Annotated in this window: 19 protein-coding genes and 2 pseudogenes; 5 read left to right on the forward strand and 16 right to left on the reverse strand. The window is 33.0% G+C overall.

Features of this window, described 5'->3' with window-relative positions:
* Nucleotides 1-3 precede the first annotated feature (3 nt).
* The gene (locus tag VK90_RS05615; protein ID WP_048371095.1) at nucleotides 4-1,614 is read right to left on the reverse strand and encodes a M3 family metallopeptidase; all 1,611 of its coding nucleotides are present in this window, start codon (nucleotides 1,612-1,614) and stop codon (nucleotides 4-6) included.
* 102 nt (nucleotides 1,615-1,716) lie between these two features.
* On the opposite strand from VK90_RS05615, the pseudogene VK90_RS29770 reads away from it, so the two are divergent.
* A pseudogene (locus VK90_RS29770) lies at nucleotides 1,717-1,920 on the forward strand (Lrp/AsnC ligand binding domain-containing protein); the annotation flags it as partial.
* Nucleotides 1,921-2,019: 99 nt separating this feature from the next.
* On the opposite strand, the gene VK90_RS05620 reads toward VK90_RS29770, so the two are convergent.
* Entirely contained in the window at nucleotides 2,020-3,288 is a 1,269-nt protein-coding gene (locus VK90_RS05620) for a helix-turn-helix domain-containing protein (RefSeq protein ID WP_048371097.1), read from the reverse strand.
* A 460-nt stretch (nucleotides 3,289-3,748) separates the two neighbouring features.
* On the opposite strand from VK90_RS05620, the gene VK90_RS05625 reads away from it, so the two are divergent.
* Nucleotides 3,749-3,952 carry a hypothetical protein gene (locus tag VK90_RS05625; protein ID WP_048371099.1) on the forward strand — a complete coding sequence of 68 codons (204 nt, stop codon included), beginning with the start codon at nucleotides 3,749-3,751 and terminating at the stop codon, nucleotides 3,950-3,952.
* 77 nt (nucleotides 3,953-4,029) lie between these two features.
* On the opposite strand, the gene VK90_RS05630 is transcribed toward VK90_RS05625, so the two are convergent.
* Nucleotides 4,030-4,890: a DegV family protein gene (locus VK90_RS05630; protein WP_048371101.1), complete on the reverse strand. Its 861-nt coding sequence runs from the start codon at nucleotides 4,888-4,890 to the stop codon at nucleotides 4,030-4,032.
* A gap of 256 nt (nucleotides 4,891-5,146) precedes the next feature.
* Between VK90_RS05630 and VK90_RS05635 the strand changes: the two genes are divergently transcribed.
* Nucleotides 5,147-5,578 (forward strand): GNAT family N-acetyltransferase, encoded by a 432-nt coding sequence (locus tag VK90_RS05635; protein WP_002172351.1) that lies wholly within the window; start codon nucleotides 5,147-5,149, stop codon nucleotides 5,576-5,578.
* Nucleotides 5,579-5,883: 305 nt separating this feature from the next.
* Here the strand turns inward: VK90_RS05635 and VK90_RS05640 are convergent, their stop codons facing one another.
* Entirely contained in the window at nucleotides 5,884-6,654 is a 771-nt protein-coding gene (locus VK90_RS05640; protein WP_048371103.1) for a GNAT family N-acetyltransferase, read from the reverse strand.
* Between the two features lie 446 nt (nucleotides 6,655-7,100).
* On the opposite strand from VK90_RS05640, the gene VK90_RS05645 reads away from it, so the two are divergent.
* Nucleotides 7,101-7,421, forward strand: a complete 321-nt coding sequence (locus VK90_RS05645) for a hypothetical protein (RefSeq protein ID WP_001062736.1) — start codon at nucleotides 7,101-7,103, stop codon at nucleotides 7,419-7,421.
* A 55-nt stretch (nucleotides 7,422-7,476) separates the two neighbouring features.
* Here the strand turns inward: VK90_RS05645 and VK90_RS05650 are convergent, their stop codons facing one another.
* From VK90_RS05650 to VK90_RS05670, 5 genes are all read right to left on the reverse strand, one after another.
* Nucleotides 7,477-9,012, reverse strand: a complete 1,536-nt coding sequence (locus VK90_RS05650) for an MDR family MFS transporter (RefSeq protein WP_048371108.1) — start codon at nucleotides 9,010-9,012, stop codon at nucleotides 7,477-7,479.
* A 24-nt stretch (nucleotides 9,013-9,036) separates the two neighbouring features.
* On the reverse strand, nucleotides 9,037-9,744 hold the full coding sequence (locus VK90_RS05655) for a polymer-forming cytoskeletal protein (RefSeq protein WP_048371109.1): 708 nt from the start codon (nucleotides 9,742-9,744) through the stop codon (nucleotides 9,037-9,039).
* An 18-nt stretch (nucleotides 9,745-9,762) separates the two neighbouring features.
* Nucleotides 9,763-10,473 carry a bactofilin family protein gene (locus tag VK90_RS05660; protein WP_048371110.1) on the reverse strand — a complete coding sequence of 237 codons (711 nt, stop codon included), beginning with the start codon at nucleotides 10,471-10,473 and terminating at the stop codon, nucleotides 9,763-9,765.
* 13 nt (nucleotides 10,474-10,486) lie between these two features.
* Nucleotides 10,487-11,110, reverse strand: a complete 624-nt coding sequence (locus tag VK90_RS05665; protein ID WP_048371111.1) for a YhbD family protein — start codon at nucleotides 11,108-11,110, stop codon at nucleotides 10,487-10,489.
* A gap of 159 nt (nucleotides 11,111-11,269) precedes the next feature.
* Nucleotides 11,270-13,045: an SgrR family transcriptional regulator gene (locus tag VK90_RS05670; RefSeq protein ID WP_048371261.1), complete on the reverse strand. Its 1,776-nt coding sequence runs from the start codon at nucleotides 13,043-13,045 to the stop codon at nucleotides 11,270-11,272.
* A gap of 62 nt (nucleotides 13,046-13,107) precedes the next feature.
* Here VK90_RS05670 and VK90_RS05675 point away from each other — a divergent pair, with 62 nt between their 5' ends.
* The gene (locus VK90_RS05675; RefSeq protein ID WP_048371113.1) at nucleotides 13,108-14,313 is read left to right on the forward strand and encodes an MDR family MFS transporter; all 1,206 of its coding nucleotides are present in this window, start codon (nucleotides 13,108-13,110) and stop codon (nucleotides 14,311-14,313) included.
* Between the two features lie 15 nt (nucleotides 14,314-14,328).
* Here the strand turns inward: VK90_RS05675 and VK90_RS05680 are convergent, their stop codons facing one another.
* The 7 genes and pseudogenes from VK90_RS05680 to VK90_RS05710 form a co-directional block, all read right to left on the reverse strand.
* Nucleotides 14,329-15,033: a YjgB family protein gene (locus VK90_RS05680; protein ID WP_048371114.1), complete on the reverse strand. Its 705-nt coding sequence runs from the start codon at nucleotides 15,031-15,033 to the stop codon at nucleotides 14,329-14,331.
* A gap of 24 nt (nucleotides 15,034-15,057) precedes the next feature.
* Nucleotides 15,058-15,903, reverse strand: coding sequence for a DUF5700 domain-containing putative Zn-dependent protease (locus VK90_RS05685; protein ID WP_082147802.1), 846 nt, complete (start codon nucleotides 15,901-15,903; stop codon nucleotides 15,058-15,060).
* Between the two features lie 160 nt (nucleotides 15,904-16,063).
* Nucleotides 16,064-16,561, reverse strand: a complete 498-nt coding sequence (locus tag VK90_RS05690; RefSeq protein ID WP_048371117.1) for a hypothetical protein — start codon at nucleotides 16,559-16,561, stop codon at nucleotides 16,064-16,066.
* Between the two features lie 300 nt (nucleotides 16,562-16,861).
* Nucleotides 16,862-17,257, reverse strand: coding sequence for a hypothetical protein (locus VK90_RS05695; protein ID WP_002172361.1), 396 nt, complete (start codon nucleotides 17,255-17,257; stop codon nucleotides 16,862-16,864).
* Nucleotides 17,258-17,335: 78 nt separating this feature from the next.
* Complete coding sequence (locus VK90_RS05700) at nucleotides 17,336-17,578, reverse strand: GlsB/YeaQ/YmgE family stress response membrane protein (RefSeq protein WP_002172362.1); 243 nt, start codon at nucleotides 17,576-17,578, stop codon at nucleotides 17,336-17,338.
* Between the two features lie 123 nt (nucleotides 17,579-17,701).
* A pseudogene (locus VK90_RS05705) lies at nucleotides 17,702-18,617 on the reverse strand (nucleoside hydrolase).
* Nucleotides 18,618-18,668: 51 nt separating this feature from the next.
* Nucleotides 18,669-18,857 (reverse strand): DUF3970 family protein, encoded by a 189-nt coding sequence (locus tag VK90_RS05710; RefSeq protein WP_002013371.1) that lies wholly within the window; start codon nucleotides 18,855-18,857, stop codon nucleotides 18,669-18,671.
* Between the last annotated feature and the right edge of the window lie 6 nt (nucleotides 18,858-18,863).

The following is an 18,863-nucleotide window of genomic DNA, read 5'->3' on the forward strand; positions in this document are numbered from 1 at the left end:
CCCTTATATGAGCTGCAAATATTCATCAATATCTTTATCAATTTGTATAAAAGCTTTATTCCAAAATTCATAATTTGTTAGATCAATATCAAAATGTTTTTTCATCAGTTCTTCAACCGGGGACTTTCCTGTTTCTCGTAAAAATTCTTTATAACTCAAATGAAATTCATCTTTATTTTCTTTCATTATTTCTAATAAGCTAAAACTTACTAAATAACCAAATGTGTATGGATAATTGTAAAAAGGAACATCTGCTATATAAAACTGAACGTATTTCATCCAAACGAATGGCTGATACTCTGATAATGCATTTCCATACGCCTTTTCTTGCGCCGCTATAGACAATTTTTCTATTTCATGAGCACTTACAGGACCTTTCTTACATTCTTCATAAAAACTCTTCTCAAACTGAAACGATGCACGAATTGCCATTACATAATTAAAGCTATTTCTAATTTTCCAGCTAAGCAATGCTTTTTTCATTTCAGTATTTTCCGCTGTTTTTATTAAGTGATTTACAAGTACCACCTCAAAGAAAATAGACGCTGATTCAGCTGTACTCATTGGTAAGTAATCATCTAAAAATGAAGTGGATTGTTCAAAACTCATAACATAAAAGTGCCAAGCATGTCCTAATTCATGAGCAAGTACTCTTACACTATCAATACTTCCATCATAACGCATTGAAATACGTGATTCTTTTTCGCTGAAAAAAGGAGCGCAAAATCCACCTGGTGGTTTATTATCTCTCGGTTCAGCATCAACCCAGCCATTCGCTATCGCATTCCGTGCGAACTTTTCCAATTCTTCATCTACATTTTTTAGTGCATCATATATGTTTTGTACAGCCTCCGAAAAAGGAATAACAGTCTCATTACTTTCCTTTAATGTCATGAGTTCATGCCATGTAATTGAATCCTTACCTTTTTTATATACATTTAAAGCACTTACTAGCTTCGTAAGGTTTTGTTCCGTTGTGTTCCACATTTGAGTTAATACAGTTTCAGAAATGCCATTCATTTGAAGGGATTGAGTTAAAACTTCTCTCCTTTCTAATTCATTACTCTTCGTGTTACGTAATCTTCCTATTTGATTCAATACAGTAGCAAAAATCTCTTTTTCCTTATTCAAAGCATTTGTAAGAGAATCAAATACTTTTAATCTTTCATAATGGTCATCACTATTCATCGCAACGTAATTCGCTTGTCCAAAAGATAAAGTCTCTTTATCGTGTATTACTTCTATCTTATTTCGTAATTGTATGTACATATCTTCCCAAGCTTTTAATTCATTTTCTATTAGTTTAATACTTGAGTTATCATCATTAATACCTTGCTTCTTACTAGATTCTATTAATAGTTGCACTTCTTTCTTTAATTGGTTTATTGTTACACTTAGTAAATTATTTTCGGGTGGCGTATCATCTTCAGTAGCACGGCAATATAAATAATACTCCGCTTTTTCAATAGCCTGTATAAGTTGTGAAAGGGTTGCTGGATCTTTTGTTGCTTTATATTCTATTTTTAACTGTTCTATAGAAAACATAAGATCTTGTTCATTAGAATATAGCCTGAATAAATCCCATTTAGTTGGAGCTTGTATAAGCATATTCATTTTAATAGCCTCCTATTTTTACAAATAGTTACAACAAGTTAATTCCTCCATAATTATATATGAATCTTCAATATTTAGATATCTCTAAATATTGAAACTTAACAGTTTAAGGAGAAAATATACAAGGAAAATAGGATACGCGAATGTCACCGAGTAACAGGTGAAAGTAGCTATTACTTAAAGGTAGCGGTTCATTCTATGAAAGAATTAGAGGAATTAATTGATATCGTCATTCCATTTGGTACAGTAAAAACTTCGATGATTTTATCGTCACCAATACCCTATCGACTGGTAATTGTAGAATAAAAATAAAAGAGGGTATCCCTAAGAGCATAAAACACCCTACTCTTTTGGATACCCTCTTTAAATTTACAATTTATAAAAGGATTCAACTGGATTTCTCTTTTAATCCATTTTATTTTCAGCTGAAATTTTAAAGTACTTCGCAGATAATTTATAAGAGCGATTCTCATTATAAAAGTTACCTAATTCAAAGGATAATTCAGCAACTAAGCGATGTTGCTTTTTTTCCACTCCCACTTCAATTGCTTTTTGCATATTTTTCTCATATTCATAATAATCTCCACGTATTTTGAATATTTTAGCTTTCAAACCATATAGTTGGACATGTGCAATTGGTACATCATAAACAGATAAAAAATGAAATGCTTCATTCATAACTTTATTAACATTTTTCCAATCTTTAAGTTCTATGTACACCTCTATCATGTTTCGTAATGCATATACCTTTTGATGTTCCTCCGATAAAAGGTAACTCAATTCCAAAGTTTCTTCATAGTATTTAATGGCATTCGTATAGTCTTTCAAACCTTGATAAATTTTTCCATAATCATAAGAAATTATAGGTAAATACATTGAATCACCATTAGTAGCCACACTATTTTCTACTTGCTGTAAGGTTTCAAGTGCTTTTTCATATAACTCATCTATAATATACAGTACTGCAAGCATTAAAAGTGTATTTATTACGTTTTTCTCCATACCATTTTTTCTGTATATGTTGTAAGCTTTCAGGGCATACAAACGACTAATACTTTTATCTTTATACAGCACCTTATATACAAGACATAAATTATAGTATATATGAGCATGTTGTTCAGTTTCTTCTACACCAAGTAAACTCTCAGCCTGTACATAAATATCATGTGCAGCAATGTAGTCTTGTTTATAATAAAAATAATAACCTCGAGCTTTTAAATAATATATATAATCTTCAGTATCTTGCATTTCCACCTGACTTGGAATCATTTGCGAAGCTTGATCTACAAACGGCTTCACATATAACAAGTTTTTTTGTCGGGCATGATAGTATATAAGTACACCATATACCTTTAGTAATAAAGGGATTGAATCCACTTCACGAACGTATAATTCTAACAAAGATAAATCAGCCTCATTTATACTTTTATCTTTTTTATATTTATTACATATTTCAAGAATAGTAAGCTTTATCTCCTCGTAATTGCCATCTATAAGATAATCGCCATCAATACCTAGCTTTTTAGAAACTTTTTTTATAAAAGAAGGTGACGGTTTGATTTTCCCACTTTCTATTCTACTTAAATATGTTATTGAACATATTCCTGATACGAGTTCCCCCTGTGTTAATCCTTTATGCATACGAACTTGGCGAATACGTTCTCCTATTTCCATCTCTCTACTCTCCCTGTTTAACCATTCCATGCTTTTCACTATTTAACTCATTATGTATTATCTTTCATACTAAATAAAATGGACATTTTCACATATGTAAAAAAATGTATCAACTATTTAAATTGTACATTCATACTTTAATTATTTCCATACTTCTTGTTAAATTAAATGGTAAAAAATCGGTTTTTCCGGCTATTTTTTTCATACAATTTTACTACTTGTTATTAACAAAAATGGGGCTATATACTTAAATTACGATAAACTTAATAAAAAGGATTTAATCAAATGTAGACTATCATTCTTAATTTGAATAGCTTGGTTGCTTAAACTTGCCGATTACATAGAGGGCATCTATTGTTAATTCAAAAGACATTAATTAATCTTAATAGATTGATTATAACCGTCATATCCTATAAGTTAGTTTATCGAATTATTTATTAAATATGAAAGGGCGATAAATATGATTGTAAAACCTAAAAATGATTCAACACAAAAAATAGTAAGATTTGCTGGAGGATCCGCTACTCTTTTAATACTAGCATCCTTCCTTTATCAGTGGAACAATGGTCTAGTAATTGATGAAACTGAAACATTTGGTTTCATACTAGCCTTCACCGTTTTCCTATCTACCTTCTTACCTACTAAAAAGAAAGCTACTAACTAATAAAAAATTACATATTTTTTATTCACAAAAAACAATTATATTAGAATTAAAAAAGGATTGATCAAAAGATCAATCCTTTACTCTACTTCATTTAAGAAAAATAACGTTATAACACCAGGTCCTGTATGCGCACCGATTGCTGCTCCAATTGTATTTACGATAAATACTTCACAGCCAAATCTTTCAGTAATTAATGCTTTTAATGCTTCAGCTGTTTCTAAGTCATCACCATGTGTCATACCGATTGTTTGACCTTTAAGGTCTTTTCCACGCTCTTCCATAATATCAACAATTCTGCTTAATACTTTCTTTTTCCCTCTTACCTTTTCAAGTGGTACAAGTTTTCCTTCTTCCACATTTAAAATCGGCTTAATGTTTAATAAACCGCCGATGAAACCGGCCACTTTACTTAAACGTCCACCTCTAACAAGGTACTGTAAGTCAGCTACAGTGAAGATGTGCTCCATATGCTCCATTAGAAACGCGACACGGTTTAAGATTTCTTCTTTTGACGCGCCTTCTTTTGCCATTTTTGCGGCTTCTAATACAACAAGCCCTTGGCCAAGCGAAGCACATTTCGTATCGATAATTTCTAAATCCAAATCAGCATATGTTTCTTTCACTTCTTCTTTAATGACAACTGATGATTGATATGTACCAGACAGTTCAGATGAAAAAGCTAAATATATACAAGGATTTCCTTCTTTTGCATAGGAAACAAACTTTTCTTGGAATGTTTCAAGTGAAGGCAATGAAGTTCTGTAAGCAGCGCCTTCTCTCATTTTTTGCAATAATGTAACTGACTTTAATGTAACCCCATCTAAATACTCTGTTTCTGCTTCATCATATACACGGAGTGGAATTAAATCTATATCATATGCTTGCAGCAATTCTTCCGGTAAATCTGCCGCACTATCCGTAATGATTTTAACGCCCATTTTTAAACCTCTATTCTGTTATAAATATATAAAAAAATAAAATAAAAATATTACTTTTAAATTATATACGTAAAACAAGAATGAAGAAAGGAAAAGTACTCTATATTGTATGCACTCTTCTTCAAAACTTTAACTATTTATAAAAATGATTTCGCTTTCACTTATTCCCACTAATTATTATGCCATATATGAATTACAATTTGCCTCGTAATATATATAATGAGAATATTAGTTTTTGTCTAAAGGAGGAACAATTATGGGGATTCAATTAGCTACATCTAATGATTTAGAATGGATTAATATCCAATACGAATCAATAGGATTTGTACCGAGTGATTTAAAGCGGGATAAAGTTGCGATCATTACATACAACGATGAGTATGCAGGTGTTGGTCGATTAGTCCGAATAGATGAAGATACTATTGAAATGGGAGGGATTTTTATTCTCCCTGAATTTAGAGGTCTACAATTAGCTGGGGAACTTGTTTCATTTTTAGTACAAACTGCAAAAAAATTACAAATACAAAATGTGTATTGTCTTCCTTTTAAGGAACTAGAAAGCTTTTATAAAAAATACGGCTTTACTGAAGTTGATAATACTCAAGAAGTTGTCCATCCAATTATTCTAAAAAAATATAATTGGTGTTTAGAAACTTATGATAAACATGTATTACTATTTAAGTTGTGAGTTTTGTAAAAAAGGAGTTAATGTACTTTGTATTACACCTCACATTATAACAAGTAATTATCTACGCTATTTAATTAGCTTCTTTATTCAAACAACATATACGCCAAATCTGTTAAAAATAAAAACCGACTTAAAAAGCCGGTTTTTTAGTCAATAGATTGTGAAATCTCCTCATCATTTAACTAGTTATATTATTCTCCAATTTTTCAATAGGAGTTATCAACCATTCTATGGCAAACATTTTCATCTTCATTCGTTCCCTTTAAATTTTTTAAGTTGTACAATTCGTACAACTTCGCCTTCATTCACCTAGTATTCACAAAATAAGTATCATACGCCTTATCAAAAACATATCCTAGCTTTTCTGCTAGTTTGGCAGACGTATTATTCGCTGCGTCCCAGTTTGGATATTTTCCATTTTCTAAACAATCCAGTATTAATGCCGCACTAACTACAGTCGCCAATCCCTTTCTTCTATGATTCGGGTCAGTAGCAACTTCGATTTCGATACCATCATCATAAATACTATATGATGATGCACCGCATACGACTTCTCCATTATACAAAATACTATAACCTACACCTCGATTTACATAATCATCTATTGAACTAAATTGACTTGTAAAATCTTCAGAAACTTTGTGTAATGTTGGGTTATTTGCAATATACTTATCTATTTTTCTTAATTCATATCCATTTGGAAGTACCGTTATAAATGATTTTAATTTCGTACGATTTAACAATTCTGGATTTCGTTTGAATTTATACCGTAAAATCTTATCTATTTTTCTTTCATGAAATGCTTCTAAACGCTTTTTCCACTCATCACTATTTACAATTACTAAAATTCTTTCAGGAATGTTACGTAATAACTCTTCCGTTTCTACCGCGGTTGGATCTCCGCCATAAAATGTGAAAATCCCCACTGTAATTTGCGCTACTGTCGGATTTTCGAGATCGTTCACCCAAGCGGTGCCCATATGTCCTTGTAAATAAGAAAGTAGAACAACATTATTAAAACCCTCGAACATAGAAACTAATTTTTTTCTTGTATGTATATTTGATTCATATATCATTTACTTTCCTTCTTTCTTTGAAAATCAATTTTCCGCTTGAATACACGTTAATCATCCAAATTTGAAAAGAATGATTCCTTTTTAACAGAAGCTGTCTACTTCATTAAAAAATCAAGTAATTCTAAATCATACGCAAATACAAACTCATTATAACATCTACTTACATTGAAATGATGCTATACCTAGTTAATAACTGCTTTTAATTCATCCTACATTCAATACTTCCGCTTCATTTTTAAAGTGAATACATGATTATTCGCAAATAATGAACAAAATATGTGAAGAATATATAATTTTCTATATAAGTACACATAACAATTTCATCTTTTTATAAAAAAGCGTTATAATAAAGTGAAACTTCTATTAGAGAGGGACTTTATCTCGCTCTAATGATTAGTTGAATCAATTGTAGCCTCTACGATTACGTTATAAAGGAGATTAAAACAATGGCTAAAATTAAAGTATACCAAGCAAAAGAAGAAAATATGGAAGCAGTAAAAAACATTATTGATGTTGAGGAACAAAACCCAACGGCTGAAAACTTACAAAATCTATATGAATGTGTATTAGCTACTGAAGATATGGCATTGCCTGAATCATACATTGAAGAAGATATCTTAATTGATTCTATGGAAGTTATGGTTAACGCTTCTCAAAGCAAGCTAAGAGACTTAGGTACATATGATGTAATCGAAGTTCAAAATAAAGGTAAGAAAACACAAATTTTATTATTAGCAGACGAAGAATACGAAATTATTGAAGGCTAATTGAGATTCGTACATACAAAAAGGCTCCTTTCCAAATTGAAAGGAGCTTTTTTCTTTATGCTTTTGATGTCTCACTGTTTATCTTGTTTTGCTCTTTCTTATATACCATGCGCTCATTTCCCATAAAGAAAATGAATACGAACGCTAAACCTGCTGGGACTAACGCCCACATAAATGTATGAACGATTGAACTAGAAAGAGCTTCAATAATTTTATCTAATATTTGCGGTGGAATTTGAGATCTTGCAGATTCTGATAGAATAGCTCTTGAATCTCCCAAAGCATTTGTATTCATTCCCCCGCTCATACCTTTAAATGCCTCTTCTAATTGATCCTGGAAACCAGTTCTTTGAATCATTCCAAAGATTGTAATACCAAGTGTCATACCTAATGAACGAATGAAGTTACTCGTTGAAGTCGCAGACCCGCGCTGCTCCATACCGAAGTTGTGGATAGCAGCCATACTTAGTACAGAGAATGAGAAACCGACTCCGAAACCGATAATAATCATATACACAGTTAATAGTACACGACTTGTTTCTGGTGTTAACGTGCTTAATAAGAATAATCCGATTAGCATAATTACAGCAGAAATAATCATGATATTACGGTAGCTAAGTTTCGATGTTAAAAATCCACCTAGCTGCGCTGTTACGACTGAACCTAACATCATTGGTAATAACAATAATCCTGAGTTTGTTGCGGTGCCACCGTATACACCTTGAATAAATAACGGAATGTACACAGTTGCTGACATAAATGCCGCTCCATAAAATAATGCAATAATTGTACTCATTCCAAACAGACGTTGTTTAAACATTTCAAATGAAATGATTGGTTCTTCTACTGTTCGTTCAATAAAAATAAATCCAATTATTAAAATAGCAAACCCAGCAAATAAACTTAAAATAAAGCTAGAATCCCAATCATACTTTTGCCCGCCTAATTCTAGCGCAAACATTAAACAAACTACTGCACCAACTAAAGTAATTGCGCCGAACCAATCAATCTTTTGATTTCTATGAACTCGTGACTCTTTATAAAATAATGTAATAAAAATAAGTGCTAAAATTCCAAGTGGTAAGTTAATATAGAACACCCAGTGCCAACTAATGTAATCCGTAATATATGCACCAAGTAGTGGCCCAAAGATACTTGATAAACCAAATACTGCTCCGAATAATCCACCCATTTTCCCGCGCTTTTCAGGTGGAAAAATATCAAAAACGATAGTAAATGCGATCGGCACTAGTGCCCCGCCGCCAATACCTTGAATGGCACGATAAATACCTAACTGTGTAATATTTTCAGCAGTTCCACAAAGTGCCGAGCCAATCATAAAGACGATTAAACCGAAAATAAAGAATCTCTTTCTGCCATACATATCTGAAAGCTTACCGAAAATCGGCATACCTGCCATTTCTGCAACCATATAGGCAGAAACAACCCATACAAAGTTTTTAAGACCTCCTAAGTCACCAACAATCGTTCCCATTGCTGTTACGACAATGGTATTATCCATTGATGCCATTAAGATGCCCAGCAATAAACCGGCAACAACGAAGCCGAGTTTATTATTCTTCTCAACCATATCTCTTGCTCTCCCTCATACTACTTATATTTGTTTATGTTCTTTTACGACTGATTTCCCTTTCTGGTTAAAACTAGTATGATATTCTACAACACTAATTTCACAGCCAGGACCAATTATAACATGATTTCCTCTAACTACGTCTGCTATTGTATGTTCTAAATAAATATCATCTCCTTCAATAATTGATGTTTGAAGGTTTCCGGCATGACTTGTAAAAGGAATAAATCTCGCTTTTTTACGTACTGTAATCTTTTTCCCACCGATTTCTCTCACTTTACTTCCTTCATAACGTAGGGAGATTTCAATATTTTCAGCATTAAGCAAACCATCACTTTCAAGACCACCAGTTAGTAATAATTTTTCTACCTCTATATCTCCCTTCACATTTAAAGCGCCTTTCACATCTACGAAATCACCTGAAAACTTCCCTTTAACTTCAATCATACCTCTAACTTTTGTTTTTTGAATATGACCATCACCATGTATTTGTGTATTACCATATATTTTTATATATTCCGCTTCTACATTGCCTTGCACTTCACTATCTCCATACACGACATAATGTTTAGCTTTCATATTTCCACGTACATCACTCGTCCCGTATGTCTTAAACTCATTACAACTCATATTGTTAGAGATTGTTCCTTCGCCACGTATCTTTACTTTGTTATATTCTCCCCCCGCTGAATTGCCAGAACCATTTACTGTAAGGCTATGTTGATGTTCCATACTGATTTCTCCCTTCCTTTAAACCTGCTTAATTTCTTTTACATTTGCGCTTTGATCAACATTAAGAACCCCGGTATATTCAATCAGTTCAATCTCACAGTTCGGTCCTACTGTAATATTGTTTCCTCTTACCGTTTTTATGTGAGCATAATCAATATCGATATTGTCACCTTCTAGCAGTTCAGCTTCTAACTGTAAGCCAAATACTGTTTTAAATAGTCGACTAAAAGCACTCAATCTATGTTTTACTTTAATGGTTTGACCACCAATTTCTTTCGCTCTACATGTGCCGTGAATATTTATATTAATTTCATCTGCGCTTAATAATCCACCAACTGTAAATTGTCCCTCTGAAGAAAAAGTATCTACTTCACAATTACCATCAATCGTCGCTTGGCCATTTATTTTAAATTCTTCACCGGTTACATTTCCACCTATTGTTCCTTTTCCTGCAATTTTCAAAGTGTTCGCCTTTACATCTTGTGTAATTGTCGCTTTCCCATCGATTCGCATCATATCTGCACTAACTGTACCCTCAACTTTACCTGATCCACTAATTCTTGCATTACTACTTTTCAAATCACCAGTAACAGTACCGTAACCATTACATTCGAATTGGTCACATTCAACGTTTCCATTAACAGTTCCTTTTCCATTTAGTTGTACTTTATGAAACTCGCCGCCATTCGATGAACCGTAACCGTTTATAATTAAATTTTCTGTACGCATTATTTCTCCTCCACTACAACAGTTTTGTTTTTAATGCTTCTGTATAATTCATAATTGCAACACGTAAAACAATCTTTGTTCCTTTTTCAAAAATTAAGTCTTCCACGTTTGATACTAAGAAGCATGTAGAAATCCCTAACTTCCGAATGATAACTAAATCACAATTTTTATGCTTAATCGTTTCATAATTTTCACGTAAAACTTGTAAGACCATTTTCCCTTCTTCTAAGCTAATCTCTCCTGATTGAAGAAGTTCTTCTAACATATATACATAAAGAATATCTACAAATTGAAAATCTGCTGCTTTGTTCGTTTGCTCAATGAAAAATTGTAAAACTGGCTCTGAAGCAATCCCCTTACGTACGACATCATCCTTCGTTAAAAGAACCTCTGTTACGCTCGGTGAGAACATATTTGCCAATTCATCAAGTGATAAATCCTCTTTCATCGTTTGGATTTTATCAATACGTTCTAATATCTTTTCTTTTGGAAAAAATGTTTCCTGACCTGTGAACGTTGATTTCCTTACAAACCAATCTTCCGGTATTAAATTTTTTCTCTTCCACCTATATAACTGTCCGTATGAAATACCAGTTAGTTCTAATAAATCTTTTTTTGAAATTAAATCTGTACTCAACTGTATGTCACTCCTTCCTGATAACAATGTAACATAACACTGTTACGTTGTAAATAGACTTTTATCACAAGTAGCGTAACAATGTGTAAAACAAACCTGTCTTACATACAAAAAAGGCTCTTACACATCTCATAAAAAATGCGTAAGAACCTTTATACATCAAGGTTTAAACCATATTTCATAAAAATCAATCCAACCTTGTGAATTAATTATTATATTTTGTATTTTTTCATGTGAACTTACTTGCTGTTTGTTACGATATAAAGGAATGATATGAATTTGACGTAACAATGTGTCCTCAATATCACGTAACAGTGTCACCCGTTTATCTAATTGATTCTCTATAAAATAAGGCTGCAATACTTCGTTAAAGTTTATATTGCTATGCTGATGAATAAAGCTATTTTTTGTAAGAAACATATATAGTAAACTCTCTTCAATACGCTCGCTAATTGTCGCGCTATCATGCATAATATCAGCCTTTTGTATCGTACTTATTTGCAACAACTCTTCTGTTTCAATAAACTCAATATCAATTTTAATTCCGTATTTCGTACATTCTTTTTGTATCCAATTTGAGTCTTCAACATGATCTTGTCCTGTAAATGTATATAGACGTAGCGTTTCATTACGGTATGAACTATCTTTAATAAGTGTATGTATATCCTCATTTGTATGTATTGTACCGCTCTTTGTTAGTACTAATTCTTCTGCTATTTCGCCGCGCGCTCCTTGTAATTCTTCAATAATCTCCTTGCCATGGATAATATTATATAAAGCTTTCCGGAACTGCGTATCTTGTATAGGTCCCTCTTTTGCAGTATTTAACGTAACATATGTTACATTCGACTCAAGTCTAGATAGTTCTTTATAATGCTTTTCTATATTTTTATAACGTGCTTTCGCTAATATATCGTACGTATTCACTCTGCTCTCTACATTCCATAATTCAATTCGATCTAGAAATGGTCGCTCGCGAAAATAAAAATCATTTGCTTCTAATACGAATACATCCTCATTATTTTCACATAACCGAAACGGTCCAGTACCGAGTAACTTCCCATCTTCATCTTCACTTACAATAGAACATTGTTCTGCACTTAAAGCATGTAAAAACAACTTGTTATCAGTAGATAAACGAACCTGCACAATGGAGTCATCTAGAATATGTAAACTTTCAACGTGCTGTAACATCCAAGCATGCGGGTTATTTTTCGCTTTCATAAATCGCTTAAATGTATGTTCAACATCATGAGCGGTTAGTTCTTTTCTATTATGAAATTGAACGCCTTTTCGTAAGTAAAAGGTCCAAATATGTTTCTGATCATCATATTCCCAATAAAACGCAAGTCTTGGTTCTACACTGTTTGTATTTCCGTCTACATACACTAACGTGTCGTATATATGTTTTACCATATGACATTCCGAACGCATCGTGGCGTATACAGGATCTAATGCTATGTCTAGATTCATTTGAACTTGCAAACGTAGTACATCTCTTCTCCCCTGTGATGTCCTTTCAACTTGATAACCAAATATCGAATCAATCCAAGTTTGAAATTGCGTTAGAAGTGATGGGAAATACGAGCTATATCGCTCAATAAATGCGATCCCACTTTTTACGTCTCCTTGTTTCGTTATTTCTTTTCCTCTTTCCAAAATTAAAGAAAGTGGATGCTTTTGAAAGGATAACTTCGAACGATTCCCTCTTCCGCGGCCCGGAAACCATAATATCCAATTTAATTCTTCTAATTTTTTTATAATTAGTTTACTATTTCTCTCTGTACAAAATAATGTTTCAGATATATTTTGTATTGTCATTTCTAATTTCTCGCCCTCTGATCTCCCTTTTCCATACTGGAGCCATAGGTTCATATATTGCTCCAAAATAGTCATAAAACGCCCCCTAAAAGATGAAAAATCTTCCTCTTTCATTCTACCCTTTTTCATTTCTATCTTCCATCTTATCATTTCAATATAGAAAGGAGGAAATAGAAATGCATCAACTTATAAAACGTTATAATAAGCCCATTCTCATTCGATTGCTAGGTGAATTATTAATTCGGACGACTGAATCAATGTTAGCTATCATTTTTATTGTCCATGTTAATAAAGCTTTAAATGGTAATGTCATAGTTACGATGCTTCTTTTCGGATTACAGCCACTCGCTGACATTGTGTTTACATTAATCGCTGGAGGTGTAACAGATAAATTCGGACGAAAGAAAATCATGTTACTCGGATTACTTTTACAAGCTTTCGCCATAAGCGGATTCGTTTTTGCTGAATCAGTCGCCTTTTTCGCCTTATTGTACGTCTTAAATGGTATTGGCCGCTCTTTGTATATTCCAGCACAGCGTGCTCAAATCGCTGACTTAACAAAGGAAAAACAACAGGCAGAAATATTTGCTGTTTTGCAAACGATGGGAGCAATCGGCTCTGTAATTGGCCCATTAATCGGCGCTTTTTTCTATAATAGTCATCCTGAGTACTTATTTATTGCACAAGGAGTGACTCTTACTCTGTATGCCGTGCTCGTATGGACACAGCTTCCTGAAACAGCTCCCCTCATAAAAAGCGTTAATAAAACTAAAGACGTATATTCACCAAAACATTTTATTTCGAAACATTACGCTGTGTTTGGACTTATGGTTTCTACGCTACCTATTAGTTTTTTCTACGCTCAAACAGAATCAAATTATCGTATATTCGCCGAAAGTGTATTTCCAAATTTTCTATTCGTACTCGTATTTATCTCAACCTGTAAAGCTGTCATGGAAGTGCTTCTCCAAATTTTCCTTGTGAAATGGTCTGAAAGATTTTCTATGCCTAAAATCATTGTTATTTCTTATACTTGCTTTACTATCGCTGCGATTGGCTACGGTTATTCCACAACAATATGGTCATTATTCTTTACATTACTCTTTTTAGTAATTGGGGAAAGTATTGCTTTGAATCATTTACTACGATTCGTTGCACAAATGGCTCCAAGTCATAAACGTGGATTGTACTTTTCTATATACGGTATACATTGGGACATTTCAAGAACTTGTGGGCCTTTTATAGGGGCACTGTTATTAAGCAACTTAAGTGGTAGTACGCTATTTTATATTTGCGCCTTCTTATTAATAATCGGCGGTATTATTCAAGCATTTTTTGTTCAATCGTTAGAAAGGAACAAAGTAAAAGAGCTGTCCCTATAGGAACGGCTCTTTCATTTAACCTGCCATTTTATTAATACTATCTTCCGGTGAAAATACAGAAATATGATCTACTTTACCAGTCGATTTCGGAATAACAAATTTCAACTCGAACTGATTATTTACTTTATAGACGTATATTTTGTCATTACCGTTTACTTTAACAGATGCTGGTTTTCCTAAAGCCTTTTCAATTTCTTGTAACGTAATCGATTTTAGTTCTGAATGATAAGAGCGAACGTCAAAGACTTGTGATCCTTTATTAAATCCAAACACAACATTTTTATTTGTAAAAGTCGCATACATCCCGTTCCCTGCCGATTCAGTCTTATCTGCTTTCCCCCATGCCTTCTCTATTTCTTCTATATCACCTGTATGCGCTGCATATGGAACATTAGGCACTTTACCTTCTTTCGCTTGTTCAAATAAATCATTAATATGATTTATTAATTTTTGATTAAGTGCTGTATTTTTCGAATTAGAATCTGTTGACGGTTTTGCTGAATCTTGGCCTTTTGGTTTTTCCACAGGTTCTTTCTCTTTTTTCGAAGCGGTGTCCTCATTCTTTTTACTCGTTTCCGGCGTATCGTTCTTTTCTTCCGTACTATTTTCCGATGTTGGATTTGTTTGTTTCTTTTCCTCTGTACTCTTACAAGCCGTTAATGCCATTACACACGTTAAAATCAGGAAAAATATAAGTACTTTCATATATACTTTCATCATTTTCAGCCTCCCACTTCAACATATTCACTTTTGTAACCATTCCATTACACTCTCATTCAAATTATTTTTGCTCCAAAAAGTAAGTGCTTCGCTTTCCCCGAGAGTATGCACAATATACTCCATATACGATGTTCCTAAAAAATAACCGAGGCGATTGTATCCGAAATGGTTCCCTCCTGATAGACGGAACCATTCTTTATCTTTTTCATCTGTCCATCCTTTAACATAATCTTGTAAAAAACGTTTCTTAATGTGCTCTTCATTTTCTTTATAACATTGTAACGATGGATCACCATCACTACTATATGAATAGTAAACGGACTCACGTAAACCTTTAACTATTTGTTGTGATAAATAGGTCGCGACCCCTTCACGATATAAACTTACCGCCGGATCAGTCCATTCAGCCTTTGTCCAATCCATCCCATTCTCTTGTAACACCACATTATGATATATATGTCCGATCTCATGAGCAACGATAACACGGAGATGCTCCCTTTCAGAAGATAATTTCTCTGCCGCAAAAAATATATCTCCAATAATTTCCCTTTCCACAAATGCATTGGAACCAAATCCACCAACAAATAAATGAAATGTTACATTTACTTCAAAGCCAAATTGAGCACGATAGCGCTCAATTACTTCTTGAATAATAGATGGTAAAGTTTCCGAAATGATAAGAATGTCTTCTAATTTTACTGGATACTTGTCAATCGCATTAGAAAGACGTTCTTCCGTTTTCGGACAGTGAAACTTAAAATACTCTTCGAATGCTTCTGGGTGTTTATCATAATAATTGTTTAAGTCGTCCAATCCTATATGATTGTTGTCAAAAAGCTGAAAAAAACTTGGAATTGTATTATTAATCATCTTATTCATCTCCTTGTATGCATACACCTTCTCTCCTTACTTGTTACAATCCTCCTTCTATAGCTTTAATGAGTAGCCAAAAGGGCTTCTTTAAATGCAAAAAAACACCAGGAAATGAATAATCATTCCCTGGTGTTTTTTTATTATAGATGCCTGAAGTTTAATCAGACCATTTATCTCCATCAGAAATCCATTTATTATTATGTAAATCAAAGCATTCATCATAATCATGAAAAGTAAAATAAGACGGTAATTTAACAGTAGAACCACCTGCTTTATTCCAACACATAGCAAACCATTCCACTATAGCTTTCGTTTCAATTTCAGATAACTTCTCATCGTTTTGCTCATAAAACTCCCAAAATTCGTCTGATTCGTCATCATGAAATTTATAATATTCCACATCATCTATCAAATCGTGACTACCAGAAAAGATATCGCTATCTTCACCTTCATAAAAAACTTCATTTGCTCCTCTATCCATCGAAAACATTACAATGGACATTTCAAATGACTGAACAAAAGCTGTGAAATCTAATATATCTATCCCTTCATAATAGTTAAACTGAAGTGTCTCTTTTATATTTCGAATTAAATCATCCGATTTTTCTTCAAGGCCTCTTTTTAATGAAATTGAGTAATTTTCTATTGTAAACAAATTATCCCCCCTAAGTAGTATGTCTATTTAAATTATAAAAATGAAAAGATGCATCTTAATTTCTTTGCATATACAGCGACAATGATTTTTACAATTTCAAAATTGTGAGCAAATGTATTAGATGTAATAATGGTTTTCTGCTTTATTAAAAGGGTTTACACATACAAGCATAGCAATAGCCTCTATGAATTAAATTATAACAGAAGTGTTGTGGCTGAAACATAGAAGGAATACACAATTATATATAGATAAGTAATTAAAAAAACTGCCCTATTAAAGGGCAGCTCCAATTATGTATTTTTACACTTCGATAGATTTACCGTCTTCAACAATATGGTAAAGTAAGTGCGCTAAATGATGAATTGGACCATACTCTTCCTCTTCTTCATTTGTTTCACCTTGGAATTCAAGATCATTTAAGTATAATGCTAAAAATTGATAGAACAATTTCAAATCAAATCCGTAGCAAGCACTTGGTTCTTCATGATCTCCTTCATATTGTAACATTAAGTATTGGTCGTTTCCTTCTGCATCTTCTGCATCAAAGAAGACGAAGAAACCAACGTTTGTATCTAAATCAAATAGATGACGAGTACCTTTTTCTGTTGCTTTATCGAAGTCCTCTTCACTTAATTTATGTACTGTTGTTGCCTTTGCATTATCCTCTTGATGAAAATTTACTGTAAATGTTTTCAATGCTGACACCTCCTGATTGTATAACAGTAGCATAACATATAAAAAGGACTGCTTACAAATGTAAACAGCCCCCTGAATTCATTTCCGCATTGCACGGAATATAAAGCTTACGATAAAAATTAAAATAATCGCACCTATTAAGGCCGGAACAATCGCATACCCGCCTATAACAGGTCCAAATTTACCAAGTAATAACGTACCTAACCAAGAACCGACAATACCCGCAATAATATTACCAATTACACCACCAGGTACATCCTTTCCTGTAATTAAACTTGCAAACCATCCTAAAATACCACCGACAATTAAAGACCAAATCATATAATAACCTCCTTTATTTTTGACCAATAAAATTATAATCAGAAACAATTGCTTACCATTAGTTATGTTACATTTTTCGTAAGTTATTCGTGAGTTAAAAATCATACATGTATGCTCAACTTACTAAGGACAATCTGACTTCAATATTGTTCTAATAAATTCGTCTTGAAATGCTTGATAATTAAAATCAACCGCAACACTTTGACCTCTTGTTACATCATTTATCGTACTAATCCAAACTGATGATTTTTATACTCAAAAATATCATCATTTATAAATGAAATGAACGGAAGTAAATCGTGAATCGGACTCCCTCTAATGCCTGGATATTCTTTTTTGTAAAAATTCTCGTAATAAAAATCAATCACTGGTTTAATAAGTTTCGCCTGCCCTGTACCTTCTTTATTAATAATATCAATCATTTCAGGGGTAATAAGAGCTCGTTGCGTTACATTTAAAGGGTATATAGTAGCATTCTTTGTATTTTTCATAACGATATTCGCCGCAATAGGATCTCCATAAAATTTAGCTTCCGATACTGCTGTAACATTACCCGGAAATAGAAAAGCACCGCCCATTATAGAATAAGAACATACTCGATTCATTAAATTGGGGTACAATAAAAATAATGTTGCAAGTGTTGTTAATCGTCCCGTCGCCACAATAATAATATCTTCTGGACAAGGCTCAATTAATTTAATCAATTCACAAAAAATTTCTCTGCCACAAATTCTCATTTTCAGTGGAATAATTGGACTTAAACCGTGATCACCATGAATTTCAGGGAAAAATAAAGGTTCTTCTGCTGTCACATCGGTCTACTAGCACCTTCAATTATCTTCACTTCTGTAGCATAAACATTTTCCATAACAATTTCCCGTGACACATTACCATACTCTGCAACGATACCTATAATGTCTAATTTGCATGTTTTATTCGCATAAATTAACGCTACCGCATCATCAATACCAAAATCTCCGAAAAAAATTATTTTTTTTATTAAATTTCCTCCCCCCTCTCCAGCATAATCTACTATCATTATTATGCGAAAAAGACAAGGGGGTGAAACGGAGATAATTAAAAAAGCCGCCTATTTATTGGCGACTTCAATCTTCTTATAAGATAAATATGCTAGTACACTTTTGCTTGAATCATATTTTGGATTATTTCCTTTTCTCGGTTCTCTCATATGTGTTTTTTCAAATCCAGGAATGTCAGGCATTTTCTCCAAAAATTCAAGCATCTCTTCCTCAGTTCCCTCAATACGTACACGAATCATTGTTAC

It is taken from the genome of Bacillus sp. LK2 (assembly GCF_001043575.1).
Classification (GTDB): domain Bacteria; phylum Bacillota; class Bacilli; order Bacillales; family Bacillaceae_G; genus Bacillus_A; species Bacillus_A paramycoides.

What these genes read in the sequence shown, in the direction of transcription:
- VK90_RS05650 (WP_048371108.1), bottom strand. Translation starts at nt 9,012, where the DNA reads ATGGTTGAGAAGAATAATAAACTCGGCTTCGTTGTTGCCGGTTTATTG.
- VK90_RS05685 (WP_082147802.1), bottom strand. Translation starts at nt 15,903, where the DNA reads ATGATTAATAATACAATTCCAAGTTTTTTTCAGCTTTTTGACAACAAT.
- VK90_RS05675 (WP_048371113.1), top strand. Translation starts at nt 13,108, where the DNA reads ATGCATCAACTTATAAAACGTTATAATAAGCCCATTCTCATTCGATTG.
- VK90_RS05645 (WP_001062736.1), top strand. Translation starts at nt 7,101, where the DNA reads ATGGCTAAAATTAAAGTATACCAAGCAAAAGAAGAAAATATGGAAGCA.
- VK90_RS05620 (WP_048371097.1), bottom strand. Translation starts at nt 3,288, where the DNA reads ATGGAAATAGGAGAACGTATTCGCCAAGTTCGTATGCATAAAGGATTA.
- VK90_RS05700 (WP_002172362.1), bottom strand. Translation starts at nt 17,578, where the DNA reads ATGATTTGGTCTTTAATTGTCGGTGGTATTTTAGGATGGTTTGCAAGT.
- VK90_RS05640 (WP_048371103.1), bottom strand. Translation starts at nt 6,654, where the DNA reads ATGATATATGAATCAAATATACATACAAGAAAAAAATTAGTTTCTATG.
- VK90_RS05710 (WP_002013371.1), bottom strand. Translation starts at nt 18,857, where the DNA reads ATGATTCGTGTACGTATTGAGGGAACTGAGGAAGAGATGCTTGAATTT.
- VK90_RS05615 (WP_048371095.1), bottom strand. Translation starts at nt 1,614, where the DNA reads ATGAATATGCTTATACAAGCTCCAACTAAATGGGATTTATTCAGGCTA.
- VK90_RS05680 (WP_048371114.1), bottom strand. Translation starts at nt 15,033, where the DNA reads ATGATGAAAGTATATATGAAAGTACTTATATTTTTCCTGATTTTAACG.
- VK90_RS05630 (WP_048371101.1), bottom strand. Translation starts at nt 4,890, where the DNA reads ATGGGCGTTAAAATCATTACGGATAGTGCGGCAGATTTACCGGAAGAA.
- VK90_RS05670 (WP_048371261.1), bottom strand. Translation starts at nt 13,045, where the DNA reads ATGAAAGAGGAAGATTTTTCATCTTTTAGGGGGCGTTTTATGACTATT.
- VK90_RS05660 (WP_048371110.1), bottom strand. Translation starts at nt 10,473, where the DNA reads ATGCGTACAGAAAATTTAATTATAAACGGTTACGGTTCATCGAATGGC.
- VK90_RS05625 (WP_048371099.1), top strand. Translation starts at nt 3,749, where the DNA reads ATGATTGTAAAACCTAAAAATGATTCAACACAAAAAATAGTAAGATTT.
- VK90_RS05655 (WP_048371109.1), bottom strand. Translation starts at nt 9,744, where the DNA reads ATGGAACATCAACATAGCCTTACAGTAAATGGTTCTGGCAATTCAGCG.
- VK90_RS05635 (WP_002172351.1), top strand. Translation starts at nt 5,147, where the DNA reads ATGGGGATTCAATTAGCTACATCTAATGATTTAGAATGGATTAATATC.